The sequence below is a fragment of the Nocardia sp. NPDC051570 genome (genome assembly GCF_044454005.1).
GTDB lineage: Bacteria > Actinomycetota > Actinomycetes > Mycobacteriales > Mycobacteriaceae > Nocardia.
Genome location: NZ_JBITDI010000005.1, coordinates 122111 through 143785 on the forward strand (window position 1 = coordinate 122111; position 21675 = coordinate 143785).

Sequence of the window (21675 nt, forward strand, 5' to 3'; positions counted from 1 at the left end):
CTCACGCCGCGCGGTAATCCCGCAGCCAGTCCGGAAACGCCGTCAGATCCGTCAGCACCACGTCGGCCCCCGCGGCGCGCAATTCGTCGGCATCGCACGGGCCGGTCGTGACCGCGACCGAATAGGCCTCGGCGGTCCGGGCGCCCAGGACGTCGCCGATGTGGTCGCCCACGTACACACTCGCCCCCTGCTCGCGCAGGGCCTCGGCCTTGCGCTCGGCCCACAGATCGCCGATCACCGCATCGGCGCCGATATCCAGATGTTCCAGATGCAGCCGGGCATTGGGTTCGAACTTGGCCGTGACGACCACGGCCCTACCGCCCGCGGCTCGGACCGCCGCGACGGCCTCGCGGGCGCCGGGCATCGCGAGCGTGCCGGTGATGGCATGGGTCGGATACATCTCGCGGTACAGCTCGGTCATGGCCGCGATCCGCTCGGCGGGGAACCAGTGCGCGAGTTCCAGTTCCAGCGGCGGACCGAGCCGGGTGACCGTGAGGTCGCAGTCGATGTAGACGCCGGTGCGATCGGACAGGGCCTGATAGCAGGCGCGGATGCCGGGGCGAGAATCGATCAGGGTCATATCGAGGTCGAAGCCGACCGTGAAGGCGGGCGATGTCATCGCTTGGCGGGCTCGCAGGCATCGCGTAGCGAGCAGGCACCGCAGGCATTTCCGCAGCCGCCGACCTCCGGCGCGGGCGCGAGCCCGACGATCGCCTGCGCGGCGGCATTGGCACCGGCACCCAGAGCGAACAGCGCGATCACCGCGGCCACCACGGCGACGACGATGCCGATCACGCTCCCGGCCACCAGTGCGACCAGACCACCGGCCGCGAGCAGCACACCGGCGCCGAGCGAGGTGGGCGCGGCCACCCGATTGGCGACCCGGAAGGTTTCCTCGGTCCGCAACGCCTCCTCGGTATGCACTCCGACGAAGCGATTGGGAGGAAGGGAACCGATCAGCCCGAGTACCCCGGTGACGACGGCCACAGCCGCCAGCACGAACAGGATCAGCGCCACCACGAACACTCCGCTCACGCTACTCGGCGCGCCCCGCCGCCCCCTTTTGGGCCCCGGCATGGGCACGCTTTACCCTGGTGAAGACCTTTATCCGGGGACGAAAGCCAAACGAAGGCAGGACCGTGCAGGACACCCGTGCAACCGAAACGACCGGCGCCGCCGGTGAGAGCGACGTGCCCGCACACCGCTACAACTCCGCTCTGGCCGGGCGCATCGAGCGCAAGTGGCAGCAGAATTGGGACGAGCGCGGCACCTTCTTCGCACCGAATCCGGTCGGCCCGCTGGCGGGCGACACCCCCGGAGACAAGCTGTTCATCCAGGACATGTTCCCCTACCCGTCGGGCGCGGGCCTGCACGTCGGCCATCCGCTGGGCTATATCGCCACCGACGTCTTCGCCCGCTACCACCGCATGCACGGACGAAATGTGCTGCACGCCTTGGGTTATGACGCATTCGGCCTGCCCGCCGAGCAGTATGCCGTGCAGACCGGCGCCCATCCGCGGGTGACCACCGAATCGAATATCGCCAATATGCGCCGCCAGCTGGATCGGCTGGGCCTGGGCCATGATCGGCGGCGTTCGTTCTCGACCACCGATCCCGAGTTCTACAAGTGGACGCAGTGGATCTTCCTGCGCATCTACAACGCCTGGTACGACACCGTGGCCGGTAAGGCCCGCCCGATCGCCGAGCTGGAGGCCGAATTCGCCTCCGGCGCAAGGCAGACCCCCGACAACCGGGCCTGGGCCGCACTGACCGCGGCCGAACGTGACGATGCGCTGGACTCGTATCGCCTGGTGTACCTGTCGGATTCGATAGTCAACTGGTGCCCGGGCCTGGGCACGGTGCTGTCGAACGAGGAGGTCACCGCCGACGGGCGCAGTGAGCGCGGCAACTTCCCGGTGTTCCGCAAGCGTCTGCGCCAGTGGATGATGCGCATCACCGCCTATGCCGACCGGCTGGTCGACGATCTGGATCTGCTGGACTGGCCGGACAACGTGAAGGCCATGCAGCGCAACTGGATCGGGCGTTCGCGCGGCGCGCAGGTGCGGTTCGCGGCCAACGGCGAGACCGTCGAGGTGTTCACCACCCGGCCCGACACCCTGTTCGGCGCGACGTATGTCGTGCTGGCCCCAGAACACGAGCTGGTGGATCGCCTGGTGGCCGCGCAGTGGCCCGACGGCGTCGATTCGCACTGGACCTTCCAGTCGCCGAGTCCGGCGGAAGCCGTTGCGGCATACCGCAATTCGATCACCGCCAAATCGGAGCTGGAGCGTCAGGAGAACAAGGACAAGACCGGCGTCTTCCTGGGCGCGCACGCGACCAATCCGGCCAACGGCGAGCGGCTGCCGATCTTCATCGCCGATTACGTGCTGAGCGGCTACGGCACCGGAGCGGTCATGGCCGTGCCGGGTCACGATCCGCGCGATTGGGAGTTCGCCACGGCCTTCGGTCTGCCGATCGTGGAAGTCGTTGCGGGCGGGGATGTTTCGCAGGCGGCGTATTCCGGCGACGGCGCTCTGGTCAACTCCGGCTATCTGGACGGCCTGGGCGTCGAGGGCGCCAAGGCCAAGATCATCGAGCGGCTGGAGGCCGACGGTCACGGCCGGGGAACGGTCCAGTACAAGCTGCGCGACTGGCTGTTCGCGCGGCAGCGCTACTGGGGCGAGCCGTTCCCGATCGTCTACGACGAGAGCGGCCGGGCGCATGCCTTGCCGGAATCGCTGCTGCCGGTGCAACTTCCGGAGGTGAAGGACTTCGCGCCGGTCACCTTCGATCCGGACGACGCCGATTCCGAGCCGTCGCCGCCGCTGGCGAAGGCCGCCGACTGGGTGACGGTCGAACTGGATCTGGGCGACGGACCCAAGACCTATCGCCGCGACACCAATGTCATGCCGAACTGGGCGGGCAGCTCCTGGTATCAGCTGCGCTACACCGATCCCACCAATACCGAGGCGCCGGCCGCGCCGGAGAACGAGCACTACTGGCTGGGCCCGCGTCCGGCCGAGCACGGCCCGAACGATCCGGGCGGCGTCGACCTGTACGTCGGCGGTGTCGAGCATGCGGTACTGCACCTGCTGTACTCGCGGTTCTGGCAGAAGGTGCTGTTCGATCTGGGCGAGGTGTCCGGCCCCGAGCCGTACCGCCGCCTGTTCAACCAGGGCTACATCCAGGGCTACGCCTACACCGACGAGCGCGGCACCTACGTGCCCGCCTCCGAGATCGTGGAGCGCGACGGAAAGTTCTTCTGGACCAACGAATCCGGCGTCGAGATCGAGGTGTTCCAGGAGTACGGCAAGATCGGCAAATCACTGAAGAACGCCGTCTCGCCGGACGAGATGTACGACCTGTACGGCGCGGACACCTTCCGGTTCTACGAGATGTCGATGGGCCCGCTGGACACCTCCCGCCCGTGGGCGACCAAGGATGTCGTCGGCGCGCACCGCTTCCTGCAGCGCGTCTGGCGACTGGTCGTGGACGAGGAGTCCGGCGGCATGCGCGTCACCGACACCGAGCCGGCCGACGCCACCCTGCGCCTGCTGCACCGCACGATCGACGGCGTGGACGGCGATTACGCCGCCCTGCGCGACAACACCGCCGGCGCCAAACTGATCGAACTGACCAACCACCTGACCAAGGAATACCCCCAGGGCGCCCCCCGCGCGGTGGTCGAACCCCTGATCCTGATGCTGGCCCCCACCGCCCCCCACATCGCCGAGGAACTGTGGGAACGCCTGGGCCACACCACCGCCCTGGCCCACGGCCCCTTCCCCCTCGCCGATCCCGCTCTGCTGGTGGAGGATTCGGTCGAATACCCCATCCAGGTCAACGGCAAGGTCCGCAGCCGAGTAAGCGTCCCCGCCGACGCCGACGCGAAAACCGTAGAGGCAGCGGCCCTCTCCGACGAGAAACTGCAGGAATTCCTGAACGGCAAGACCCCTCGCAAGGTCATCGTCGTCCCAGGACGCATGGTCAACGTAGTCGCCTGACCATAGCCGTCGAAGCGTAGTCGCCCGGCCGTTGCCGTCGAGCGGCAGCGTCATCCACGTCCCCCACCGAGCGCAGCGAGGTGGGGGTCAGGGCGGGAGGAGGACGTCGTTGAGGGTCACCAGGGAGAGGTTGCGCTCCTTGATGATGTCCACCAACTGGCCGTAGCAGTGGGTTACGGCCGGGTGGTTGGCATGGCCGATGACGATGGCCTGGGGGTTGAAGTATTGGCGGGCCATCTGGAGGAGGTAGTCCTCGGTGATGACGCCGGAGTCGGAGAGGGTGCCGTACCAGAGGGTGGGGACGGTGTAGCCGCAGTCGGCGGCCACTCGGTCCACGGTGGCGTCGTGGTAGCCGAAGGGCGGGCGGTAGTAGGGGGTGCCGTCTACGCCGAAGGTGTTGTGCAGGAAGGATTTCGCGCGGTTCAGTTGGTCGGCGACAGCCGAGGGGGAGAGTTTGGTCAGGGCGGGGTGGTCCCAGGTGTGGTTGCCCAGCTGGATCTGACCCGAATCGACCAAGGGGCGCAACGCGTCTCGATGGATGGTCCACGAATCGTAGTAGGCGGTCACGAAGAAGGTGAAGCGCGCGCCGGTGTCCCGGGCGAATCGGATATAGGCGCCGACCACCTCGGGACTGGCCCCGTCGTCCACGGTCAGCGCGAGACTCGTACCCGCGCCGGGCAATGCGGTGATGGTCCCCGGCCGCAGCGGGGTCTTCGGCCCGCGGGGCGGGGGAGGCAGCAGCGGGGGAGGCGGCGCCGCCGCATTCGGCAGGCCGCCAGCGGAGCCACTGGGTAGCGGCAGGCCGCCGCCGGAGCCACTGGGGAGCGGCGGATCACCCTCGGCCATCGTGGATCCGGCGATCGCGGCGGCCGCGGCGCCGACGGTTCCGGCCGCGAGCATGGTCAGCAGCTGGCGCCGGGACCAGGTCGAATTCATAGCACACCAAACGGTTCGGGGTCACTGGCGGTTTGCGACCTACGGTAAACGCGGCCACGGTATGCGACCGTTCACCACGCCGCATGAACGCCGCATGACGACCCGTCGAACCTTGCGGTCTGTTTTGTCGCAATCAGCGCGCGATCGGGCGCAGCACGATCTCGGTGGGATGCGCGTCGCGCGGCATCTCGACCGCGGTGCGCACCGTGCGCGCAACGGTTTCCGCGGTCAGGAACTCCTCGGGCCGATAGTCGCGCCCCTCCCCGGCCACGATGGCCCGCTGCATATCGGTATCGATCCGTCCGGGGTGAATCGAGGTGACCCGCAGCGCGGATTCCTCCTGCCGCAACGCATCTCCGAACGCCCGCAGCCCGAACTTGCTCGCGGCATATACGCCCCAACCCGGATTGGCCCGCAGCCCCGCACCCGAATTGATCAGCACCACATGCCCCTTCGCGGCGCGCAGCGCGGGCAGCAGCAGCCGGGTCAGCTCGGCGACGGCAATCAGATTGGCCTCCAACGTCTCCCGCCACACTCGCACCGGCGAATCCGCGATCGGTCCCAGATCATCGGCCACTCCGGCGTTGTGCACCAGCACATCCAGCCGTTCGATCGGCGCGGCCGCCCGCGCCACCGCCGGATAGTCGGTCAGCTCCACCGGCCAGCCCGTCGCCCCCGGCAGCTCGGCCAGGATGCCGGACAGTGAATCGGCGGACCGCGCGCCCAGCAGCAGCCGATGGGTGGGCGCCAGCTCGCGGGCGATCGCCGCACCGAGTCCGCGGGCCGCCCCGGTGATCAGGGCTGTCGGCATGTTGTCAGAGCTGTCGGTCACCATGCCCTCACCGTAATGCCCGATTGTCACCCGCCCGCCGGGGGCTCCTCGGGCAGGAAACCGGTGCGGCGCGCAGACCCGCCGGTGGCACAGCAGAATAGGGGGATGAACGGACCGGGTTTCACTCCGACGCAGCTGGCGGCCCGCGCCGCGTATCTGCTGCGCGGCAACGACCTGGGCACCATGACCAGCGCCGCGCCCAGGCTGTATCCGCATATGTGGAGCTGGGACGCGGCGTTCGTCGCGGTCGGCCTGGCGCCGCTGAGCGTGGAACGGGCCGTGGTCGAGCTCGATACGCTGCTGTCGGCGCAGTGGAAGAACGGGATGATCCCGCACATCGTGTTCGCGGGCGGCCGGGACGGCTACTTCCCCGGGCCCGCCCGCTGGGAGTGCCATCGGCTCGCGGCCAACGCCCCGGACGGCGTGGACACCTCCGGCATCACCCAGCCGCCCGTGCACGCCATCGCCGTGCAGCGCATCCTCGATCACTCCCGCCGGCACGGCCGCAGCACCCGGGCCGTCGCCGAGGGATTCCTCGATCGCCGCTGGCCCCAGCTCATGCGCTGGCATCGCTGGCTCGCACACGCCCGCGATCCGAAGGGCAACGGCCGCATCACGCTGTACCACGGCTGGGAATCGGGTATGGACAATTCGCCGCGCTGGGATCGCGCCTACGAGAACGTGATCCCGGGCCCCGATCTGCCGCCCTATCAGCGGGCCGATATCCATCTGGTCGACGCGTCGCAACGACCCACCGATCGCGAATACGACCGCTACCTCTGGCTGGTCGAACAGATGCGCCGGTGTGGATACGACGATTTCCAAATGGCGTCGACGCTGAGCTTCGCGGTCGAGGACGTCTTCGTGACCGCCGTCTTCGCGCTGGCCTGCGAGGTTCTGGCCGGGATCGGCGAGGACTACCGGATGCCGAACGCCGACGTGCGCGAGCTGTACGAATGGGCCGACTACTTCCGCGCCGGGGTCATCGCCACCACCGACGCGCGCAGCGGCGCGGCCCGCGATTTCGATCTGCGCCTGGGCCGCCCGATCCACACCGAGACGCTGGCGATGTTCGCGCCGCTGCTGTGCGGCGGCCTGCCCCGCGATACCGAGCGCAACCTGCTGCGGCTGTTCGAGGGGCCGCGGTTCTGCGGCCATCCGGATCTGCGCTACGCCCTGCCACCGTCCACCTCGCCGGTGTCGCGGGACTTCCGCCCGCGCGAATACTGGCGCGGACCGGTCTGGCCCGTGATGAGCTGGCTGTTCTCCTGGGTGTTCGCCCGTCGGGGCTGGGCGGAGCGGTCGTTGATGTTGCGCGCCGAGGGACTTCGGCAGGCCAGCGACGGCAGCTTCGCCGAATACTACGAGCCGTTCACGGGCGAACCGCTGGGCAGTATGCAGCAATCATGGACTGCCGCATCGGTTTTGGACTGGCTAGGCTAGTCTCGAGCAATCTCCATGGCCGATTCACAGTTATGACTATGGTCACATGAGCCTCGGATGTTTACTCTCGTAACCATGTATCGACGCACAGTGGCTCGTTCCAAGGTCCGTCGCACGGCGCTCACGCTGTCCCTCGTGACGGCCATGAGCATTCTCACGGCTACCGGCATCGCCGCGGCCGCGCCGACCGGACCCGACGTCTCGTCCTGGCAACATATAGATGGTCGCTTGATCAACTGGTTCGAGGTTCGCGCCTCCGGCAACAACTTCGCCATGGTCAAGGCGACCGAGGGAATGTCCTACGTCAATCCTTATATCGTTCCCGACTCCCTGCTCATGCGTGCCGCGGGCGTGGCCCGGGGCACCTATCACTACGCCCGCCCGAACCTGCCGCCCGAACCGCAGGCCGCGCTGTACGCGGGCGTGGCACTCGGGCAGAACGGGCCGTTGGATCTACCGCCGGTGCTCGATCTCGAGAATGCGGGCGGGCTGCCCCCGGCCGCACTCGTCTCCTGGACCCATCGGTATCTCCAGACGGTGCAGGCGATGACGGGCCGGGTGCCGATCATCTATACCTATCCGAACTTCTGGCGAACCGCGATGGCCGATTCGCACGAGTTCACCAACTACCCGCTGTGGATCGCGGACTATCGCGGTAATCCCCAGCCGGAGGTTCCGGGCGGATGGCCGGCCTGGACGTTCTGGCAGACCACCGATTCCGGCAGCATTCCGGGGATCGCGGGCAATACGGATCTGAACGTCTACAGCGGCGCCCAGGGCGATTTCGCCCACTTCGCCAATATGGCCTGAAACCGGAAGGTGGGCTGTGTGATTCACGCAGCCCACCTCGGTATCTCGCGGTGATCGAGCTCAGTGCTCGTCGTAGTGGCCGTTGTGGGCGGCGTGGCGGCAGCCGTCGTGGACGTAGTCCATGTGATCGCCGTGCGGAATCGCGACATGTCCGCAGCCCTCGCCGTGGACATGGTTGTGCCCGCTGTGCTCGCGGTGCCCGGCCGCTTCGCATTCGTCGAAATGCCCGTCGTGGGCGCGGTGCAGATGACCGTCGTGGACGTAGTCGACGTGATCACCGTGCGGGATCGCGACGTGCCCGCAATCCTGTCCGTGCTTGTGATCGTGATCGGTATGCGGCGCGTGTGCTGTTGTCATCGAACTCCCCTCGTTCCGTATCCCGGATGGACAAGTGATGCCGAACACATACAGTAATAGCCATACGTTTGCGATTTACGCCGCGCCTCGCGGATTCACAGCACCTGGGACAGGAATTGCCGCAATCGCGGCGTCTGCGCCGCATCGAAGATCTGATCCGGCGTGCCGGATTCCACGATCTTGCCCTCGTCCATGAAGACGACGTTGTCGGAGACCGAACGGGCGAAACCCATTTCGTGGGTCACGACGATCATCGTCATACCGCCCGAGGCGAGATCGGCCATGAGCGACAGCACGCCCTTGACCAGCTCCGGATCCAGCGCCGAGGTGGCCTCGTCGAACAGCATGAGCTCCGGCTTCATCGCCAGTGCGCGGGCGATGGCGACCCGCTGCTGCTGACCGCCGGACAGATTGGCCGGACGGGTGTCGGCACGCCCGGCCAGCCCCACGGTCTCGAGCTGTTCCAACGCCACCGCGCGGGCCTGCTCCTTGGACAGCCCGCGCAGCTTGCGCGGCCCCAGCGCCACATTGTCCGCGACGGACATATGCGGGAATAGGTTGAAGTGCTGGAACACCATTCCGATGCGCTGGCGCAACCGATCCGGATCCTCGGCGAGCACCGAGACATCGTCGATCAGCACATCACCGGAATCGGGTTCGTGCAGCCGGTTCAGCACGCGCAGCAGCGTCGACTTGCCCGAGCCGGACGGTCCGATGACCGTGGTCGACTTCCCGGCGTCGACGTGGACATCGACCCCGCGCAGCACCTGATTGTTCCCCAGGGTCAGATGCAGACCGGTGCCCGTCAGCGAAGAACTCCGGAATTCACTCATGCGCTCTGTCCTCTCGGGCATGCTCGGAGGCCCTGCGTGGTTACGCAAGCTGCCTCCTCCAGGCCTTGACCGCTCATGCGCTCTGTCCTCTCGGGCATGCTCGGAGGCCCTGCGTGGTAACGCAAGCTGCCTCCTCCGGGCCTTGACCGCTCATGCCCCACGCCCTTCCGTGATCACGGCCTGTTCGATCGGATCGGCCGTATCCTCCCGGCGGCCGGTACGCAGCCGCCGATCGATGTAGTTCACCAGATGAGTGAGCGGGACGGTCAGCAGCAGATACACCAGACCGGCCGCCACCAGCGGGGACAGATTTCCGGTCTGCGCGTTGAGGTCCCGGCCGACGGCGAACAGTTCCCGCTGGGTCGCGAGCAGGCCGAGGAAGTAGATCAGCGAGGAATCCTTGATCAGCGCGATGAACTGATTCATCAGCGCGGGCAGCACCCGCCGCACGCCCTGCGGAATCACCACCAGCGTCATGGCCTGGCGGTAGCCGAATCCGATGGCGCGGGCGGCCTCCAGCTGCCCGGCCTCCACCGATTGAATACCGGAGCGGAAGATCTCACCGATATAGGCGGATGCGAGCAGTGCGAGCGCGACCGCGCCCAGCCAGTACGGATTGTTGCCGGTGACGTTCTTGACCACCGGGCCGACGCCCAATCCGATCAACAGGATGATCACCACCGCGGGCAGCCCGCGGAAGATATCGGTGTAAATCCGTGCGGGCCAGCGCAACCAGCGCGTTCGCGATATGCCCGCGACCGCGAGCAGCATGCCGATGATCGTGCCCAGCACGCCCGAAACCAGGGCCAGGATCAGGGTATTCGGCAGACCGGTCTTCAACAGGTCCGGAAATGCCTTGCGGTACAACGACCAATCGAAGAATGTGTCCTTCAATTGCGCCAGTGTGGATTTCGGCGCGACCAGCGGCGTATCGGATTTCCGATGTTCGGCCGCGATCGCGTCGAAGTCCGGAAGTTGCGGCGCGGCAACGGCCTTCGAGCCCGGCTTCCAGCCCGGCGGGAGCGGTCGCGGTTCCCAATTCTCGTACAGCTTGGCGTAGGTGCCGTCTGCGATGATCGCGTCCAGGCCGGCGTTGAGCGCATCGATCAGCGGCTGATTGTCCTTGCGCACCGCCCAGGCCGTGTAGTTGTCCAGGCTGAAGGTGTTCTGCACGATCGAGGCCGCGTCACCCGGCTTGATGATGCCGGTGGCCTGGGCCGACGGCGAGATCCACGCATCGATCTGGCCGGACTTCAGATTCGCGTAGGCGGTGTTGTAGTCCGGGAACTTCACCGGATCCAGATGCAGGGTGTTGACCACGTACTCGTCCTGCACCGTGCCCTGGACGACGCCGATCCGCACACCCCGACGCAGATCCGGAAAGCCCTTGATCGCACTGCCGTTCGGCACGACCAGCGAGAAGTAGCCGAAGTCGTAGCCGTTGGTGAAGCCGACCTGCTCCCGGCGCAAATCGGTGGTCGTGATGCTCGACGAGCCGATATCGAAGCGCCCGGTGGCCACCTGGGCCAGCAGACCCGCGAATTCGGTGCCCGAGAACTGCACCTGCAGGCCCAGCTTCGCGCCGATCGCCTTCAGCAGTTCGTTGTCGAAGCCGGTGAAGGTGCCGTGCGAATTCACGCAGATGCTCGGCGGCGCATCCGACAGCGTGCCGACGCTCAGCTTGCCGGGGGTGAGCAGTCCGAGCTTGTTCGTATCGATGCGATCCAGCGGCACGGTGTTCGCTGTGGTGTAGCGGTCCGCACCCGCCGCCGCACCCGATGCCAGATTCGTGGGCGCCGACGAGGCCGAGGCCACACCCGGCGGTGCGCAGAGATCGGGGCTTGCTGATGAATTGCTGCCATCGGAACCGCAGGCCGTCACGAGCAGCAGGGTGACGGCCGACATCACCGCGAACAGCACACGGGATCGCGATACGGGCAAACGGGCCATAGCCCAAAACATTAGCCGGAGGCGATGTCGGTCAGCCGACCACGCCCCAGTGCAGCACGCGCGAGGTGAACAACACCAGGCCGAGCGAGACCGTCGCCACCACGACCAGGCCCACCACGGCCACCGCCAGCGGCCGCCAGCCCGTGCGACCGAGCTCACGGAAGTTCGTATTGAGCCCGACGCCCGCGAAGGTCAGCAGAAATGCCCAGCGGGAGACGTTGCCCAGGTTCGCGATCTGCGATATGTCCAGCCAGTGCACGGTCGCCAGCGCGGATACGGCCAGGAAGCCGAGCACGAACTTCGGGAACTTCTCCCAGACGAAGACCGCCTTGGCGCGCAGCCCCGGCGCGAGCGCATCGGCCTCGCCGCGGGCGGCCCAGTACAGCGCGAAGCCGAGCACCACGAAGCCGATCAGTGCGTTGCGGGTCGACTTCACCAGCACCGCGAGCTTGCCCGCGGCATCGGAATACAGATAACCGGTCGCGGTGGTCTCGGCGGTGTTGTCCACCGCCAGACCCGACCACAGCCCGAATTCGTGATCGCTCAGTCCGAGGCCGTGCCCGATAGCGGGCAGCGTGAACAGCGCGACCGCGCCGAGGGTGAGGATCGCGGCGATGGCATAGCCCACATCGGAGTTGCGGGCCCGGATCGCGCCGCGGGCGGCGACGATCGCCGAGACGCCACAGATCGAGGTGCCCACCGCGAGTAGCGAACCCAGCTTGCCCGACAGCCCGAGCAGCCGGGCCGCGATCAGGATGATCGCGCCCGCGACCGTCATATCGACCAGGATCAGCACGAAGCTGGTGCCGCCGAGCTTGGCGACATCGCCCAGGACGAAGCGGGAGCCCAGCGCGACGATGCCGACCTTCAGCCAGAACTCGTAGGTGCCGATACCGGGCTTGAAAACCTTGGGCACACCCACGGTATTGGCGATGATCAAGCCGAAGACGATCGCCCACAGGACGTATTCGATATCCGGGACACGGAGGTGATGCTGCTTGGCGAGGCTGTTCACCCAGGTCTCGGTGTACTTGCCGAGCAGGCCGATGACGATCAGCAGGGCGATACCGGGCAGGTAGACCAGCAGTTCCCCGCCGGGGACGCGCCGGGACCGCGTGGCAGTTCCGGCCGGTTTATTTACGGAATGTGTTGCGGCGGCGGCGCTTTCGGTGGTCATCGCGATCACCACGGAATCTTCGGCAGGACCCCGGCGACCGCCGCGAGCGTGATGACACCGGTGACGATCACCGCCCACCAGTCGGCGCCGATCCGTGCGAGCACGGATCCTTCCCCGCCAGGCCCCGGTTCACTCATGAGTTACTCCTCATCGCTGCTGATCGCGACCGGTTTCCGCGATCAGCAGCAATGGTGAGGCCCGCCACACCGATGAGGAAGCAATGGAATCAGGGTGATTCGAGTTGGCTATCCGGCCTGCTCATCGCGCCAGCGGATGGCGGCCTCGACCTCGGACAGGTCGTAGTCCGGGCCGCTGGAGCCGACGGTGAACAGCGTCGCTCCGGCCTGGACGAGGGCGCGCGCCTTCTCCGCACCGGGCCAGTCCACCGAACGCTCGATACCGGCCGGATCGGTGCCGACGTCGGCGCAGTGTTCGGCGAGGATCTTCGACTTGTGTTCCAGCACATCCACATCCGCGAAGGTGTGCCAGATGTTGCCGTATTCGGCGACCAACCGCAGCGTCTTCTTCTCGCCGCCGCCACCGATCAGGATCGGAATATCGTGCAGCGGTTGGGGATTGAGCTTCTTCAACCGGGCATCGATGCGGACCAGATACTCCTTCAGCAGCGCCAGACGTGTTCCCGGAGTGCCGAATTCGTAACCGTACTCGTCATAGTCCCGCTGGAACCAGCCCGCGCCGATGCCCAGGATCAGGCGGCCGCCGGAGATGTGGTCGACGGTGCGGGCCATATCGGCCAGCAGATCGGGATTGCGATAGCCGCCGCCGGTGACCAGCGCGCCGAGCTGCACGCGTTCGGTCTGCTCGGCGACCGCGGCGAGCATGGTCCAGCATTCGAAGTGTTCGCCGTCCGGATTGCCGCTCAGCGGATAGAAGTGGTCCCAGTTGAATACGACGTCCACACCCGCGTCCTCGGCGCGGCGCACGGCGTCGCGAATGAGGTCGTAGCGGGGCGCGTGCTGGGGCTGGAGTTGGACTCCGATGCGAATCGGTCGACTCATATGAGTGCTCCTCATCCTGGTTGTAGGCCGTTTCCGAGGCTACTCGCGTTAGTATTCGAGCCGTGGCCACCGGCCGCACCACCCTCTACTCGGATCGTCCGGCACCATTATCGGAGCGCTAGCACGACCAGGGAGAATATGTCAAACACGCAGATCAGAGCAGAAGCCGAACCACTCTGATCTCAGGTCATCCACCCCCAATGTGCGGGGTTCTTTGTTGGAATCTTGTCGGCAAGTAGGACCCTCAGCCCCCACATTCGGGGTTGGGGGTCTTCTCCGTTCTGCACTCGCGTTGCCCGGCTGTCTCCGTCTACTGACTGCCCGATTGTCCCTGTGGCTCTTCAGCTTTCAGATATTCGAACTTCTCGACCGCTTCCAGGTAGTCGCTGCGGGTGTGGTGTTCGAGCCACCCGCATCTACCCAGTACCCGTCTGCATCACGTGGGGCCGGTGGTCAGCCGAGGCTCGATCAGCGGTCATGGTCGGACACGGATGCAGACGCCCGTGATACATGCGGGTTGTGAACGCCTTCGGCCATCTTATTCGAGTTCCATTGGGGCACTGGGAGTACGGGACACCCCCGGAGCGCGAACGTATCCGAAAGGCCGGGGGTGTCGGTGTCGGTCAACGTTGTCGCGTCGTGTCACCGGCTCACCGTTCCTCACGATGGCCGGATGGCAAGGCGGGCCGCGAGCATCGGCGCGCCCATGAATCGCAGAACCTCTAATCAGCCTCACGCTCGACCCGTTCCCGGATCGCTTGCACGGACCTGTGTTTGGGAATCCGTCGCGGCCACGGCACCACCAGGGCCAGGAATACCCCCAGCGGGATGCCGATCACGACTAATAATCCGATGTGCCAGTCGAACATGATCAGGAAACCTTCGTGTCGGCCTGGTCGTCGTCCTGCCCCTCGGTCAGTACGGCCCTGGCGGTGCCACGGGGGTAGATCTCCAGATACACCCCGGCCGGGAAGTCGTCGGTGTCGTCGTCTGCGTCGGTGTACGTCTCGAACCTTCCACCGTCGAACTCGAACACCTTTGCGCGCTCGCTCATCTCAACCCCTAGTCGCGTCGTTGGTAGATCAGCTCAGGGCGGGAGTCCCGGTCCGTCGACTCGCCGGGCGGGCTCGACCAGCCCCAAGCCCCGTATCCGACGCTATGGGTAGGCCCGTCGGCACTGGAAGGAAGTTGCTCAATGTTGCTTCAAGTCATGGGATCTGAGTCGCGTGAGTGATGCTTCAGCCCGCGCAGTACAGCCGAGGTGTGCCACAGCAGTGCCCCTGTAGTCAACCTCTTGACGTGTTGCTCGGATACGTCGATCCTGGGTCATGTTCGTGCAACCTTTGGCAACTCCGTCTGATGGAGAAGGCAAGTGGATAAGACCATGCAGTTAAGGTTTCTCGGCAAGAATTCGACACCTACCAACTCGCCCACCCTGTACGCAACCGACCAGGATTCCTATGTAATTCAGGGATGGATCGTCAACGACGAAGCCATCCTTGCTCAGCTTGCAGTTCCCAACGATGAGACGATTGTGGAGGTACCTGCGGCACTTTTGGAGCATCTCTCATTGGATGGCCTGGATACTACGATGCGAAATCTTGTGCCTCCGATTGTTCACGTCAAGGAAAACGGCAACTACATCATCCAAGGCCGTAGAGTCACCGACGCCGGTGTGTTGAGTCAGATGAGTATTCCCGATCACGAGACCTGTATCCATGTGTCGCGATCGGCCGTCTCAGTTCTGGTCGGAGGGTAGTTCGTTGGAATCAATTTCCGAAGACGAGCGGGATCGGTTCCTTTCGACGTTCAGGCATGAAGCCGTTCACTTGGAAATGCGTGACATCTATGCCACGAACATAGAAAGGGATCGGTTCACTACGTGGCTGCGCGGCGAACCACTGGACCCGGATTCGGAGGCGGAGTGGTGGCGTCCGTGGTTTGATCTGATGCGGCGTAATACCGAGGCTGGCAAAACTTTACGCAGGTTGCGTATTGTTTCAGAGCCAGTTACGGACTATATCCGATTTGAATGGTTGGACGCAGCAGAGCTGGTGAAGGCTGGTGAGGATGTTCGCTGGCTTCCACGGCGTAAGGCATCCACTATTCTGCTGCCAGGTAATGATTTCTGGATGTTCGACCGTGAAACAGTCGCATTTACTCACTTCTCCGGCGATGGGCACGTGCTGGGCCATGAGGTAACAACCGATCCGGCCACTGTCAGCAATTGTGAATCTGCTTTCGAGGAAGCGTGGAAGCGCGCCATTCCGCACAACGAGTACAAGCCTACGTAACTTGTCCACTTCACCGGTCAAGCAGGCTCGTGCAGCCCTAGGAGCCCGCCTCCGAGATATTCGCATCGAAGCGAAATTGACGGGGCGGGCTCTTGCTGCTTCACATAACTGGCATTTCACTAAAGTAAGCAAAATTGAACACGGAACTCAAACCCCCAGTGCCGAAGACATAACCGCCTGGTGTCGATCCTGCAATGCTCAGGACCAGGTAATGGACCTGATCGCGACGGCACGTGCCATAGAATCCATGTATATCGAATGGCAACGCCACTTGCGAGCAGGACTTAAGAGGACGCAAAGCTCATCGGTTCCTCTGTATGAGCGGACCAAACTATTTAGAGGCTACGAGAATACCTTTCTTCCTGGCCTCTTTCATACGGCCGAATACGCAACAGCAATCCTGGAGTTCTGGAATAACTTCCTCGACTTATCGAGCAACATAGACGAAGCAGTAGAAGCGCGCATGGAGCGGCAGCGGATTCTCTACACTGGAAATCGGCGCTTTTCATTCGTACTGGAAGAGCAAACCCTGCGTACACATGTTGGCGGAGTCAATGTGATGCTTGGGCAACTAGATCGCCTGCTCGCAGTAATGTCCCTACCTAGAGTGAGTCTCGGAATCATCCCCGCCGGAGCGGACCGGCATTGCCTTGCTCAAGGAAGTTTCTGGATATTTGATGAGGAACGGGTCCAGACGGAGGGCATTTCGTCGGGATTAGACATTACCCAGCCGCGAGAGGTAGCAGTGCACATCAAGGCGTTTGGCCTTCTTCAGCAGTCAGCCGTGCACGGGCGGGCTGCCAGTAATCTGATTCGCAAAGCGCTCGATGGACTACAAGAACCGGAGGGTTCCTAAACGACGAATAGCGCCCCACCCATGCCGAAGCATAGGCGGGGCGCTGACTAGCCGTCTAAGTCCAACGGGCGTTCCGGTGCGTGTTGCGTACGATCTCCTCAGCCTCTTTTGCTGCACGGGCTTCGGGCGTATTGCGGGCTTCATGATCCCGCTTCGCCTGCTGAATCCGCTCATAGCTCGCGGTAGCTTCCCGAAGCGTGTTGGCCTCTCGCACTTGCCTCTCGGCTGATGTCTCGAAGCCGAACAGTCGCGCGTACATATCGGCCTTCGCGCCGTCCTTGTCGGCAATGGCCTGCCGCATAAAATCCGTCATCTTCTTCGTCCTAACTATGTATACGGCGCAGCATAGAATCAATGCCGTCATTGTCTTCTTCGTCGTCTTCTTCAACGTAGCCGGTAAGGGCCTCGATTTCGTCGCGGAGGTCGTCAATGTCGGACGCCTCCCGCTTAGGTGGTGCAAGCTCGGCAATGCGAGCGTTCAAATCCATGAACATCTTCGAAAACTGGGGGATGACGCCGGGAGACAGTTCAGGGAACCTCAACGCCATCTCATCGCGGAGAACCTTCAGCGTCTCCAGCTCATTGCCCAGCTTCGCTACTTCAGCGAGGCGGTTTCCTGGCTCTGCGTGGTTCATAGAGGGTCACCCTCCTTTCTGCGTTGCATCACCTTGGGGCGCAACCGATCTGGTGACGTGGCGGGCTTCGCCATGGGACGATCTGTAGCGGTCGGCACCGGGCTGACTAGATGGAGGCAGTGCCATGTCTGACGAGCAAGCCACACCCGAAGTCGCCGCCGAAGATGCAGGCATACAACAGATTCCGGCCACTGCAATTCAGGCGGTGCAGGACCCCACCGCTACCGTCGCCCGCGAGAAGCTGTTGGGGGCCATCGGCCGGGAAGCCGACTACCTCGCGGACAACCAAGCGGGCCAAGCGTCCACAGCGCTCGAAGAACTGGCCCGCGCTTACGCCTTGCTGGTCACCGGCCCTACAGCGGTCGCAGCAGTCGCATCTGGGGCCGCCCGAATGCAGCAACTCAACGCCAGCGAAGTATCTGCAATCATCAAAGGCCGGGCTTCAGCGACTGATCTCACCGTAAAGGGGACCATAACGCCGAGCTCTGCCACGCCTGAGTAGTGATCAGCACTTCGTAACGGTCCGTCGATTCGCCAGACGGACCGTTACGGCCATCGGGGCAATCTTGTACCCCCCTCCCCCTACCTGAGATAGATTAGGCCCGTATGCCTGAGGGGAGGCCAGTAAAAGGGGAGGGAGGGGGTGATGGCCCGATCAGCGATGGCTATCGGCTGGCGTGTCAGGAGCTCCCGACCTCGCCCATCTCAAAGTAATGGCCCATCTGCTTTGCAACCATCTCGGCAGATGTAGGCCGCAATCCTGCCCTATCCAAAGCCTTAACCCCGTCGTTGAGCTCTCTAACCTCACCTTCGAACTCAGAAAGCGATCCAACGTACAGGCGTGGCTTTCCGCCTCCAACATTGGCAACGAGTTCGGCAAGGGCCCGCTCCAGCTCGATCACGTTGTGCACTGTCGGTTCCTTCATCTGCCGCAGCTGTTCCGGTGTCAGTTCGTATCGTTCGATGAACACGCCATTGATATATCGGGAGGCTCCGAGCGCGTCGAGTCCAAGGTATTTGCGGAGTGCTTCATACAGCGAGGCAATGGACTCCCGGCGTGCTTCACGGTCGCGAACCTCAGCCTTGGAGTCGATAGCGTCATCGTCCACGAGGTACAGGTATTCGTGTTCGCTGGCAAAGAGATCGGAGAGGGCGGCAAGCCATTTGCCAGCATTGGCGCGGACGGCAGAGCGGACGGTGTCGGCGGCTTGGCCGATTGCCTGGTCTGCGAACTCTTGTGCGGCGGGGTGCGCGATCTGGCGTGCAGCGAGGTCGGTGAGTCGTGCGGCGGAGTTCTTGCCGAACAGATCCGATTCGGTGAGCTCGAAGGGCTCGAAATCGGCGACGAGCTTCGCGTACCTGTCGTGCGTCTTCTTGAAGGCGTTCAGGGCGTCGATGGTGGGCTTGTCGATGGATAGCCCAAATTCGTGTACGTGCTCGATGATGGCTCGTGCAGGGTCCGGCTGGCTCATTGATCCTGCCCAGCCGGACGCATAGACGTCGGGCAGGAGGTTCGCGGCTTCAAGGGGAATACTCACAGTGTTGGTCATTAGGTGTTCTTTCTTCTCTGCTGGATGTCGCCGATCGGCGACAGGTTCGTTGACGTTCGGCTGGATAGCCTGGATAGCTTCGGCTGCTCTACTACGCCTTGCGTGGCGGTAGCAGATCGGCTATTTCAGTGACGAGATGCATTAGGTCCGGTTTCGGTATAGCGAAGGCAATGCACCTGCTGCCGGATTTGAATTCCATCCGGTAGCGATCGTTAATATAGGTCGCTGCCCAATGGGTTTCCTTGCCCCCGCGGCCGGCCTCGATTACGTCTAAAGCAACAGCGCAAAAGTCGCGAGCATCGTTTTCGCCGAACCAATAGATATGTTTCTCATCGGGAGCAGTGACGGCAATATTGCATTGCCATCGTGCGGATAGGCGGGACAGTCGGCAATCCCAACGTTCGCGGGGTGACCTCTTCATTGCCGTTTGCCCTTGTTGCGGTTCACCTGTCGTGTTCCTCTCCGGGGGCGTAGCCGGTGCCGTAGCTGCGGCTGTAATAGTGTTTGGGGTGAGGTGCGATGAATGCGGGCTCTGTACCCTGCGGCTTCGCAGAGCTGCTGGTATCCGTTGGCATATGCGTCCTCACGATGGTCTTCGATCTCCCACTGGTTGATGCCGTATGCCTGGTGGTCGTTCATTCAGCTGACCTCGGTAATCAGGTTTGCGAGGTGCGCGGGGTCGATGCGCAGGTCTCGGGTACCTACCCGTTGTGCGGGCAAGAGTCCTTGGTCTATGTAGCGGTGGACGGTTTGACGGGAGACCGAGAGCCGTTTTGCCGCCTCGGTGACGGTGATGTGGTTCTGAAGCATTTCCCCTCCTCGGGCATAGAAAAAGCCGCCACCTGTTGGGGTGACGGCTTCGTGTTCTTAAGTTCTATTAGAGGTCTCTTGACCTGCTCGTAACAAAGGTATCAATCGTCATTGCCAGTTGAGGTCAGATCGAATAGTGGCAGCAATTCAGACTCCCTCTTACGATCGCTGCCCCAATCGGCAAGCCTCCCCCCGCCATAGGCGTTACGTTTGCCGCCGTGCTTCTGTTTGGACAGCGCCAATGCATGCAGCACCGATTGCTTCTCCCACATCCGCTCAGTGCCACGCTTACCGCTGGTAACCCACCCACGCTCCTTCCAGCGATAAAGGGTCCGCAGGTCCTTACCGGTAAGCCTCTTGGCTTCCCAGCTGTTCAACCATTGCATCAGAAGTCCTTAACGGTGTATTTGGCGAGGCGGTGGGTTGGAACCGGTAATCGTCCGCCCCGTCTGCGATCAGCAGACACCTCAGGCGCTACGCCGCGTTTTCTTGGTCGGCCAGGTGGTCGGCCCAGTGACCTTCGAGGAGATCTGTCCCGCTTGTCCCAGATCCATATGGCGGTTCTGAAGTCCGCGTAGTGGAGAAATCTCCATCTACAGGCGGGACGCTCGGGACAGTGCAGGTCACAGCCGTTTCAGCTTTCTCCTCGTCGTCTTCCTCGGGTTGGAACCGGACTCCGATCCAGCCGCGTACCTTCACTGCCTCGGTATCGCAGCCGCCACCCGGCCGAGACGCCCGCAGCGGCTTACCGGCAGGCCGGAACTGCTTGTAGGTGATCCCATGCCGCTGCACCTCGTCACACTCGGCGAACTTTCCCGAGAATGTCTTGGAGTCCCACACCAGACGCACCGCCGCCGCCGTCTGCCACGCCACGAAATCGGCGTGCAGCTCACTCGAGATCACATACGCCCCGGCATCGGCCGCGAGACGTTCGGCGAAGTAGGACAGGATCTGGTCGGACTTGCCGCGCCACACCTTGGTGTCGTCCACCACGCTCGCTGGGGTCGGCGGTAGAACTTGGTCGGCCTCATACCAGCGGCGGGCACCCTCGATCAGCCATGCCAGTACCGCCTCCTGCTGTGCCTGGCCGGTTTTCAGCCGGTCTCGTAGCCTCGGGTCGCCGTGGCGGTCCATGTCGCCCGATAGCGGTTCGCCGGGCTTGCGGTAGGTGAAGGGGAATCGCACCAGTGCCAACCGCCGCCAGGTGCCGTGATCGGTCTCGGTGATACGCGGCGGGTGATTCGTGGTGAGGAACAGCGAGTGCGTGCATTCCCACGAAACTGGGTTCGCGCTGATATAGCGCGCCGTCATCCGATCGGTGCCGAGTGTGTCTTTGAGCCGCTTGACGTTGAGGTGACCACCCTCGGGGGTTTCTTCCACGATGGCCAGTCGAGCACCCCGCAACACCATCAGCTCGGTCGGATGATCGTTCGGGTTGCCCATCAGTACTCGATCGTGCACGGCGACAGCGTGATCGCCTGCCGCGCGCAGGATCGCCGAGACGACGGTCGACTTGCCGTTCGCGCCGCCCCCCTGGCATACCGGTAGCAGATCGTCCGGGGTCGAATGCCCGGTGATCGCCTGCCCGAACCGGACTTGCATCCAGTCGGCGACTTCTTCGGTTAACGCTGAAAGTGCTGTGCCCCAATCGGAATGGATAGCATCAGGCATGTAGTTGACGGCCGTGATCTTCGTGAACATGTACTTCGGGTCGTGTGGCCGCAGCTTCCCGGTGCGTAGGTTCACCACTCCGTTGCCGACGTTCAGCAGATCCGGGCGGGCATCGAAATCGGCGGCATCGGCGAGTAGCTGCCCCTTGGCGAGATCGACCACTGCCCGCACCGATGAGGCTTTGAGTCGCCGCGCACACATGTTGATCTGGTACGGGTCGCCGGTCTCGGTGGTTTGCCGCTGTAGTTCGAGCGCGAACGTACGGGACCTTTCGATGATTTCGTCCCGGCTGACACGCTGCCAGATCTTTCCGTTCCAGCGCATCCAGCCCAGCCCTTCAGCGTGATAGTGGGTGTCGCGGATCTGATCGGCGAACAGCTCGGAGACGTGCGAGTCGGACCATTGCTCGTCAGCCGTTAGCTGACGCCCGGCTTCGGGATGTGTGTTCATGTATTCCTTCCGAGCGAATCGCCGCAGCAGTTTTTGGACATAGAGCCA

General features: G+C 63.9%; 24 protein-coding genes and 1 pseudogene. 7 read left to right on the plus strand and 18 right to left on the minus strand.

Annotated features, from left to right (window positions below; all coding sequences use genetic code 11):
• Position 1: 1 nt before the first annotated feature.
• Together ACIA76_RS13935 and ACIA76_RS13940 are read right to left on the minus strand one after the other, a co-directional pair.
• Positions 2–619 (minus strand): HAD family hydrolase, encoded by a 618-nt coding sequence (locus ACIA76_RS13935; protein ID WP_397152153.1) that lies wholly within the window; start codon positions 617–619, stop codon positions 2–4.
• Entirely contained in the window at positions 616–1035 is a 420-nt protein-coding gene (locus tag ACIA76_RS13940; protein ID WP_397152154.1) for an SdpI family protein, read from the minus strand. Before ACIA76_RS13940 ends, ACIA76_RS13935 begins: the two co-directional genes overlap by 4 nt.
• Positions 1036–1139: 104 nt before the next feature.
• On the opposite strand from ACIA76_RS13940, the gene leuS reads away from it, so the two are divergent.
• Positions 1140–4004, plus strand: a complete 2865-nt coding sequence (leuS, locus tag ACIA76_RS13945; protein WP_397152155.1) for a leucine--tRNA ligase — start codon at positions 1140–1142, stop codon at positions 4002–4004.
• 87 nt (positions 4005–4091) lie between these two features.
• Here the strand turns inward: leuS and ACIA76_RS13950 are convergent, their stop codons facing one another.
• Complete coding sequence (locus ACIA76_RS13950) at positions 4092–4940, minus strand: polysaccharide deacetylase family protein (RefSeq protein ID WP_397152156.1); 849 nt, start codon at positions 4938–4940, stop codon at positions 4092–4094.
• Between the two features lie 133 nt (positions 4941–5073).
• Positions 5074–5751, minus strand: a complete 678-nt coding sequence (locus ACIA76_RS13955; protein ID WP_397152567.1) for an SDR family oxidoreductase — start codon at positions 5749–5751, stop codon at positions 5074–5076.
• A gap of 126 nt (positions 5752–5877) precedes the next feature.
• Here ACIA76_RS13955 and ACIA76_RS13960 point away from each other — a divergent pair, with 126 nt between their 5' ends.
• Both ACIA76_RS13960 and ACIA76_RS13965 read left to right on the plus strand, forming a co-directional pair.
• Entirely contained in the window at positions 5878–7215 is a 1338-nt protein-coding gene (locus tag ACIA76_RS13960; protein WP_397152157.1) for an MGH1-like glycoside hydrolase domain-containing protein, read from the plus strand.
• A gap of 144 nt (positions 7216–7359) precedes the next feature.
• The gene (locus ACIA76_RS13965) at positions 7360–8025 is read left to right on the plus strand and encodes a glycoside hydrolase family 25 protein (protein ID WP_397152568.1); all 666 of its coding nucleotides are present in this window, start codon (positions 7360–7362) and stop codon (positions 8023–8025) included.
• Between the two features lie 60 nt (positions 8026–8085).
• On the opposite strand, the gene ACIA76_RS13970 is transcribed toward ACIA76_RS13965, so the two are convergent.
• From ACIA76_RS13970 to ACIA76_RS14005, 8 genes and pseudogenes are all read right to left on the minus strand, one after another.
• The gene (locus ACIA76_RS13970) at positions 8086–8382 is read right to left on the minus strand and encodes a hypothetical protein (RefSeq protein ID WP_397152158.1); all 297 of its coding nucleotides are present in this window, start codon (positions 8380–8382) and stop codon (positions 8086–8088) included.
• Positions 8383–8477: 95 nt separating this feature from the next.
• The gene (locus ACIA76_RS13975; RefSeq protein ID WP_397152159.1) at positions 8478–9215 is read right to left on the minus strand and encodes an amino acid ABC transporter ATP-binding protein; all 738 of its coding nucleotides are present in this window, start codon (positions 9213–9215) and stop codon (positions 8478–8480) included.
• A gap of 150 nt (positions 9216–9365) precedes the next feature.
• Complete coding sequence (locus ACIA76_RS13980) at positions 9366–11165, minus strand: ABC transporter permease subunit (RefSeq protein WP_397152160.1); 1800 nt, start codon at positions 11163–11165, stop codon at positions 9366–9368.
• A gap of 31 nt (positions 11166–11196) precedes the next feature.
• A pseudogene (locus ACIA76_RS13985) lies at positions 11197–12249 on the minus strand (YeiH family protein); the annotation flags it as partial.
• A 98-nt stretch (positions 12250–12347) separates the two neighbouring features.
• A complete protein-coding gene (locus ACIA76_RS13990; protein WP_397152161.1) occupies positions 12348–12479 on the minus strand; it encodes a hypothetical protein in 132 nt (43 codons plus the stop codon).
• A gap of 108 nt (positions 12480–12587) precedes the next feature.
• The gene (locus ACIA76_RS13995; RefSeq protein ID WP_397152162.1) at positions 12588–13361 is read right to left on the minus strand and encodes an LLM class F420-dependent oxidoreductase; all 774 of its coding nucleotides are present in this window, start codon (positions 13359–13361) and stop codon (positions 12588–12590) included.
• A 722-nt stretch (positions 13362–14083) separates the two neighbouring features.
• Entirely contained in the window at positions 14084–14230 is a 147-nt protein-coding gene (locus tag ACIA76_RS14000) for a hypothetical protein (protein WP_397152163.1), read from the minus strand.
• Between the two features lie 2 nt (positions 14231–14232).
• Positions 14233–14415, minus strand: a complete 183-nt coding sequence (locus ACIA76_RS14005) for a hypothetical protein (RefSeq protein ID WP_397152164.1) — start codon at positions 14413–14415, stop codon at positions 14233–14235.
• A gap of 318 nt (positions 14416–14733) precedes the next feature.
• On the opposite strand from ACIA76_RS14005, the gene ACIA76_RS14010 reads away from it, so the two are divergent.
• The 3 genes from ACIA76_RS14010 to ACIA76_RS14020 are packed head-to-tail and all read left to right on the plus strand — an operon-like array spanning position 14734 to position 16511.
• The gene (locus tag ACIA76_RS14010) at positions 14734–15120 is read left to right on the plus strand and encodes a hypothetical protein (RefSeq protein WP_397152165.1); all 387 of its coding nucleotides are present in this window, start codon (positions 14734–14736) and stop codon (positions 15118–15120) included.
• Positions 15121–15124: 4 nt separating this feature from the next.
• Entirely contained in the window at positions 15125–15655 is a 531-nt protein-coding gene (locus ACIA76_RS14015) for a DUF6879 family protein (RefSeq protein WP_397152166.1), read from the plus strand.
• A gap of 1 nt (position 15656) precedes the next feature.
• The gene (locus ACIA76_RS14020) at positions 15657–16511 is read left to right on the plus strand and encodes a helix-turn-helix domain-containing protein (RefSeq protein ID WP_397152167.1); all 855 of its coding nucleotides are present in this window, start codon (positions 15657–15659) and stop codon (positions 16509–16511) included.
• 55 nt (positions 16512–16566) lie between these two features.
• Here the strand turns inward: ACIA76_RS14020 and ACIA76_RS14025 are convergent, their stop codons facing one another.
• Positions 16567–16824: a hypothetical protein gene (locus ACIA76_RS14025; protein ID WP_397152168.1), complete on the minus strand. Its 258-nt coding sequence runs from the start codon at positions 16822–16824 to the stop codon at positions 16567–16569.
• A 10-nt stretch (positions 16825–16834) separates the two neighbouring features.
• Positions 16835–17146, minus strand: coding sequence for a hypothetical protein (locus ACIA76_RS14030; RefSeq protein ID WP_397152169.1), 312 nt, complete (start codon positions 17144–17146; stop codon positions 16835–16837).
• A 124-nt stretch (positions 17147–17270) separates the two neighbouring features.
• On the opposite strand from ACIA76_RS14030, the gene ACIA76_RS14035 reads away from it, so the two are divergent.
• Positions 17271–17648, plus strand: coding sequence for a hypothetical protein (locus tag ACIA76_RS14035; RefSeq protein WP_397152170.1), 378 nt, complete (start codon positions 17271–17273; stop codon positions 17646–17648).
• 178 nt (positions 17649–17826) lie between these two features.
• Here the strand turns inward: ACIA76_RS14035 and ACIA76_RS14040 are convergent, their stop codons facing one another.
• The 4 genes from ACIA76_RS14040 to ACIA76_RS14055 form a co-directional block, all read right to left on the minus strand.
• The gene (locus tag ACIA76_RS14040; RefSeq protein ID WP_397152171.1) at positions 17827–18696 is read right to left on the minus strand and encodes a hypothetical protein; all 870 of its coding nucleotides are present in this window, start codon (positions 18694–18696) and stop codon (positions 17827–17829) included.
• A gap of 639 nt (positions 18697–19335) precedes the next feature.
• Entirely contained in the window at positions 19336–19506 is a 171-nt protein-coding gene (locus ACIA76_RS14045) for a helix-turn-helix domain-containing protein (protein WP_397152172.1), read from the minus strand.
• 101 nt (positions 19507–19607) lie between these two features.
• Positions 19608–19892, minus strand: coding sequence for a hypothetical protein (locus tag ACIA76_RS14050; protein ID WP_397152173.1), 285 nt, complete (start codon positions 19890–19892; stop codon positions 19608–19610).
• Between the two features lie 88 nt (positions 19893–19980).
• Positions 19981–21627 carry a phage/plasmid primase, P4 family gene (locus tag ACIA76_RS14055; RefSeq protein WP_397152174.1) on the minus strand — a complete coding sequence of 549 codons (1647 nt, stop codon included), beginning with the start codon at positions 21625–21627 and terminating at the stop codon, positions 19981–19983.
• Between the last annotated feature and the right edge of the window lie 48 nt (positions 21628–21675).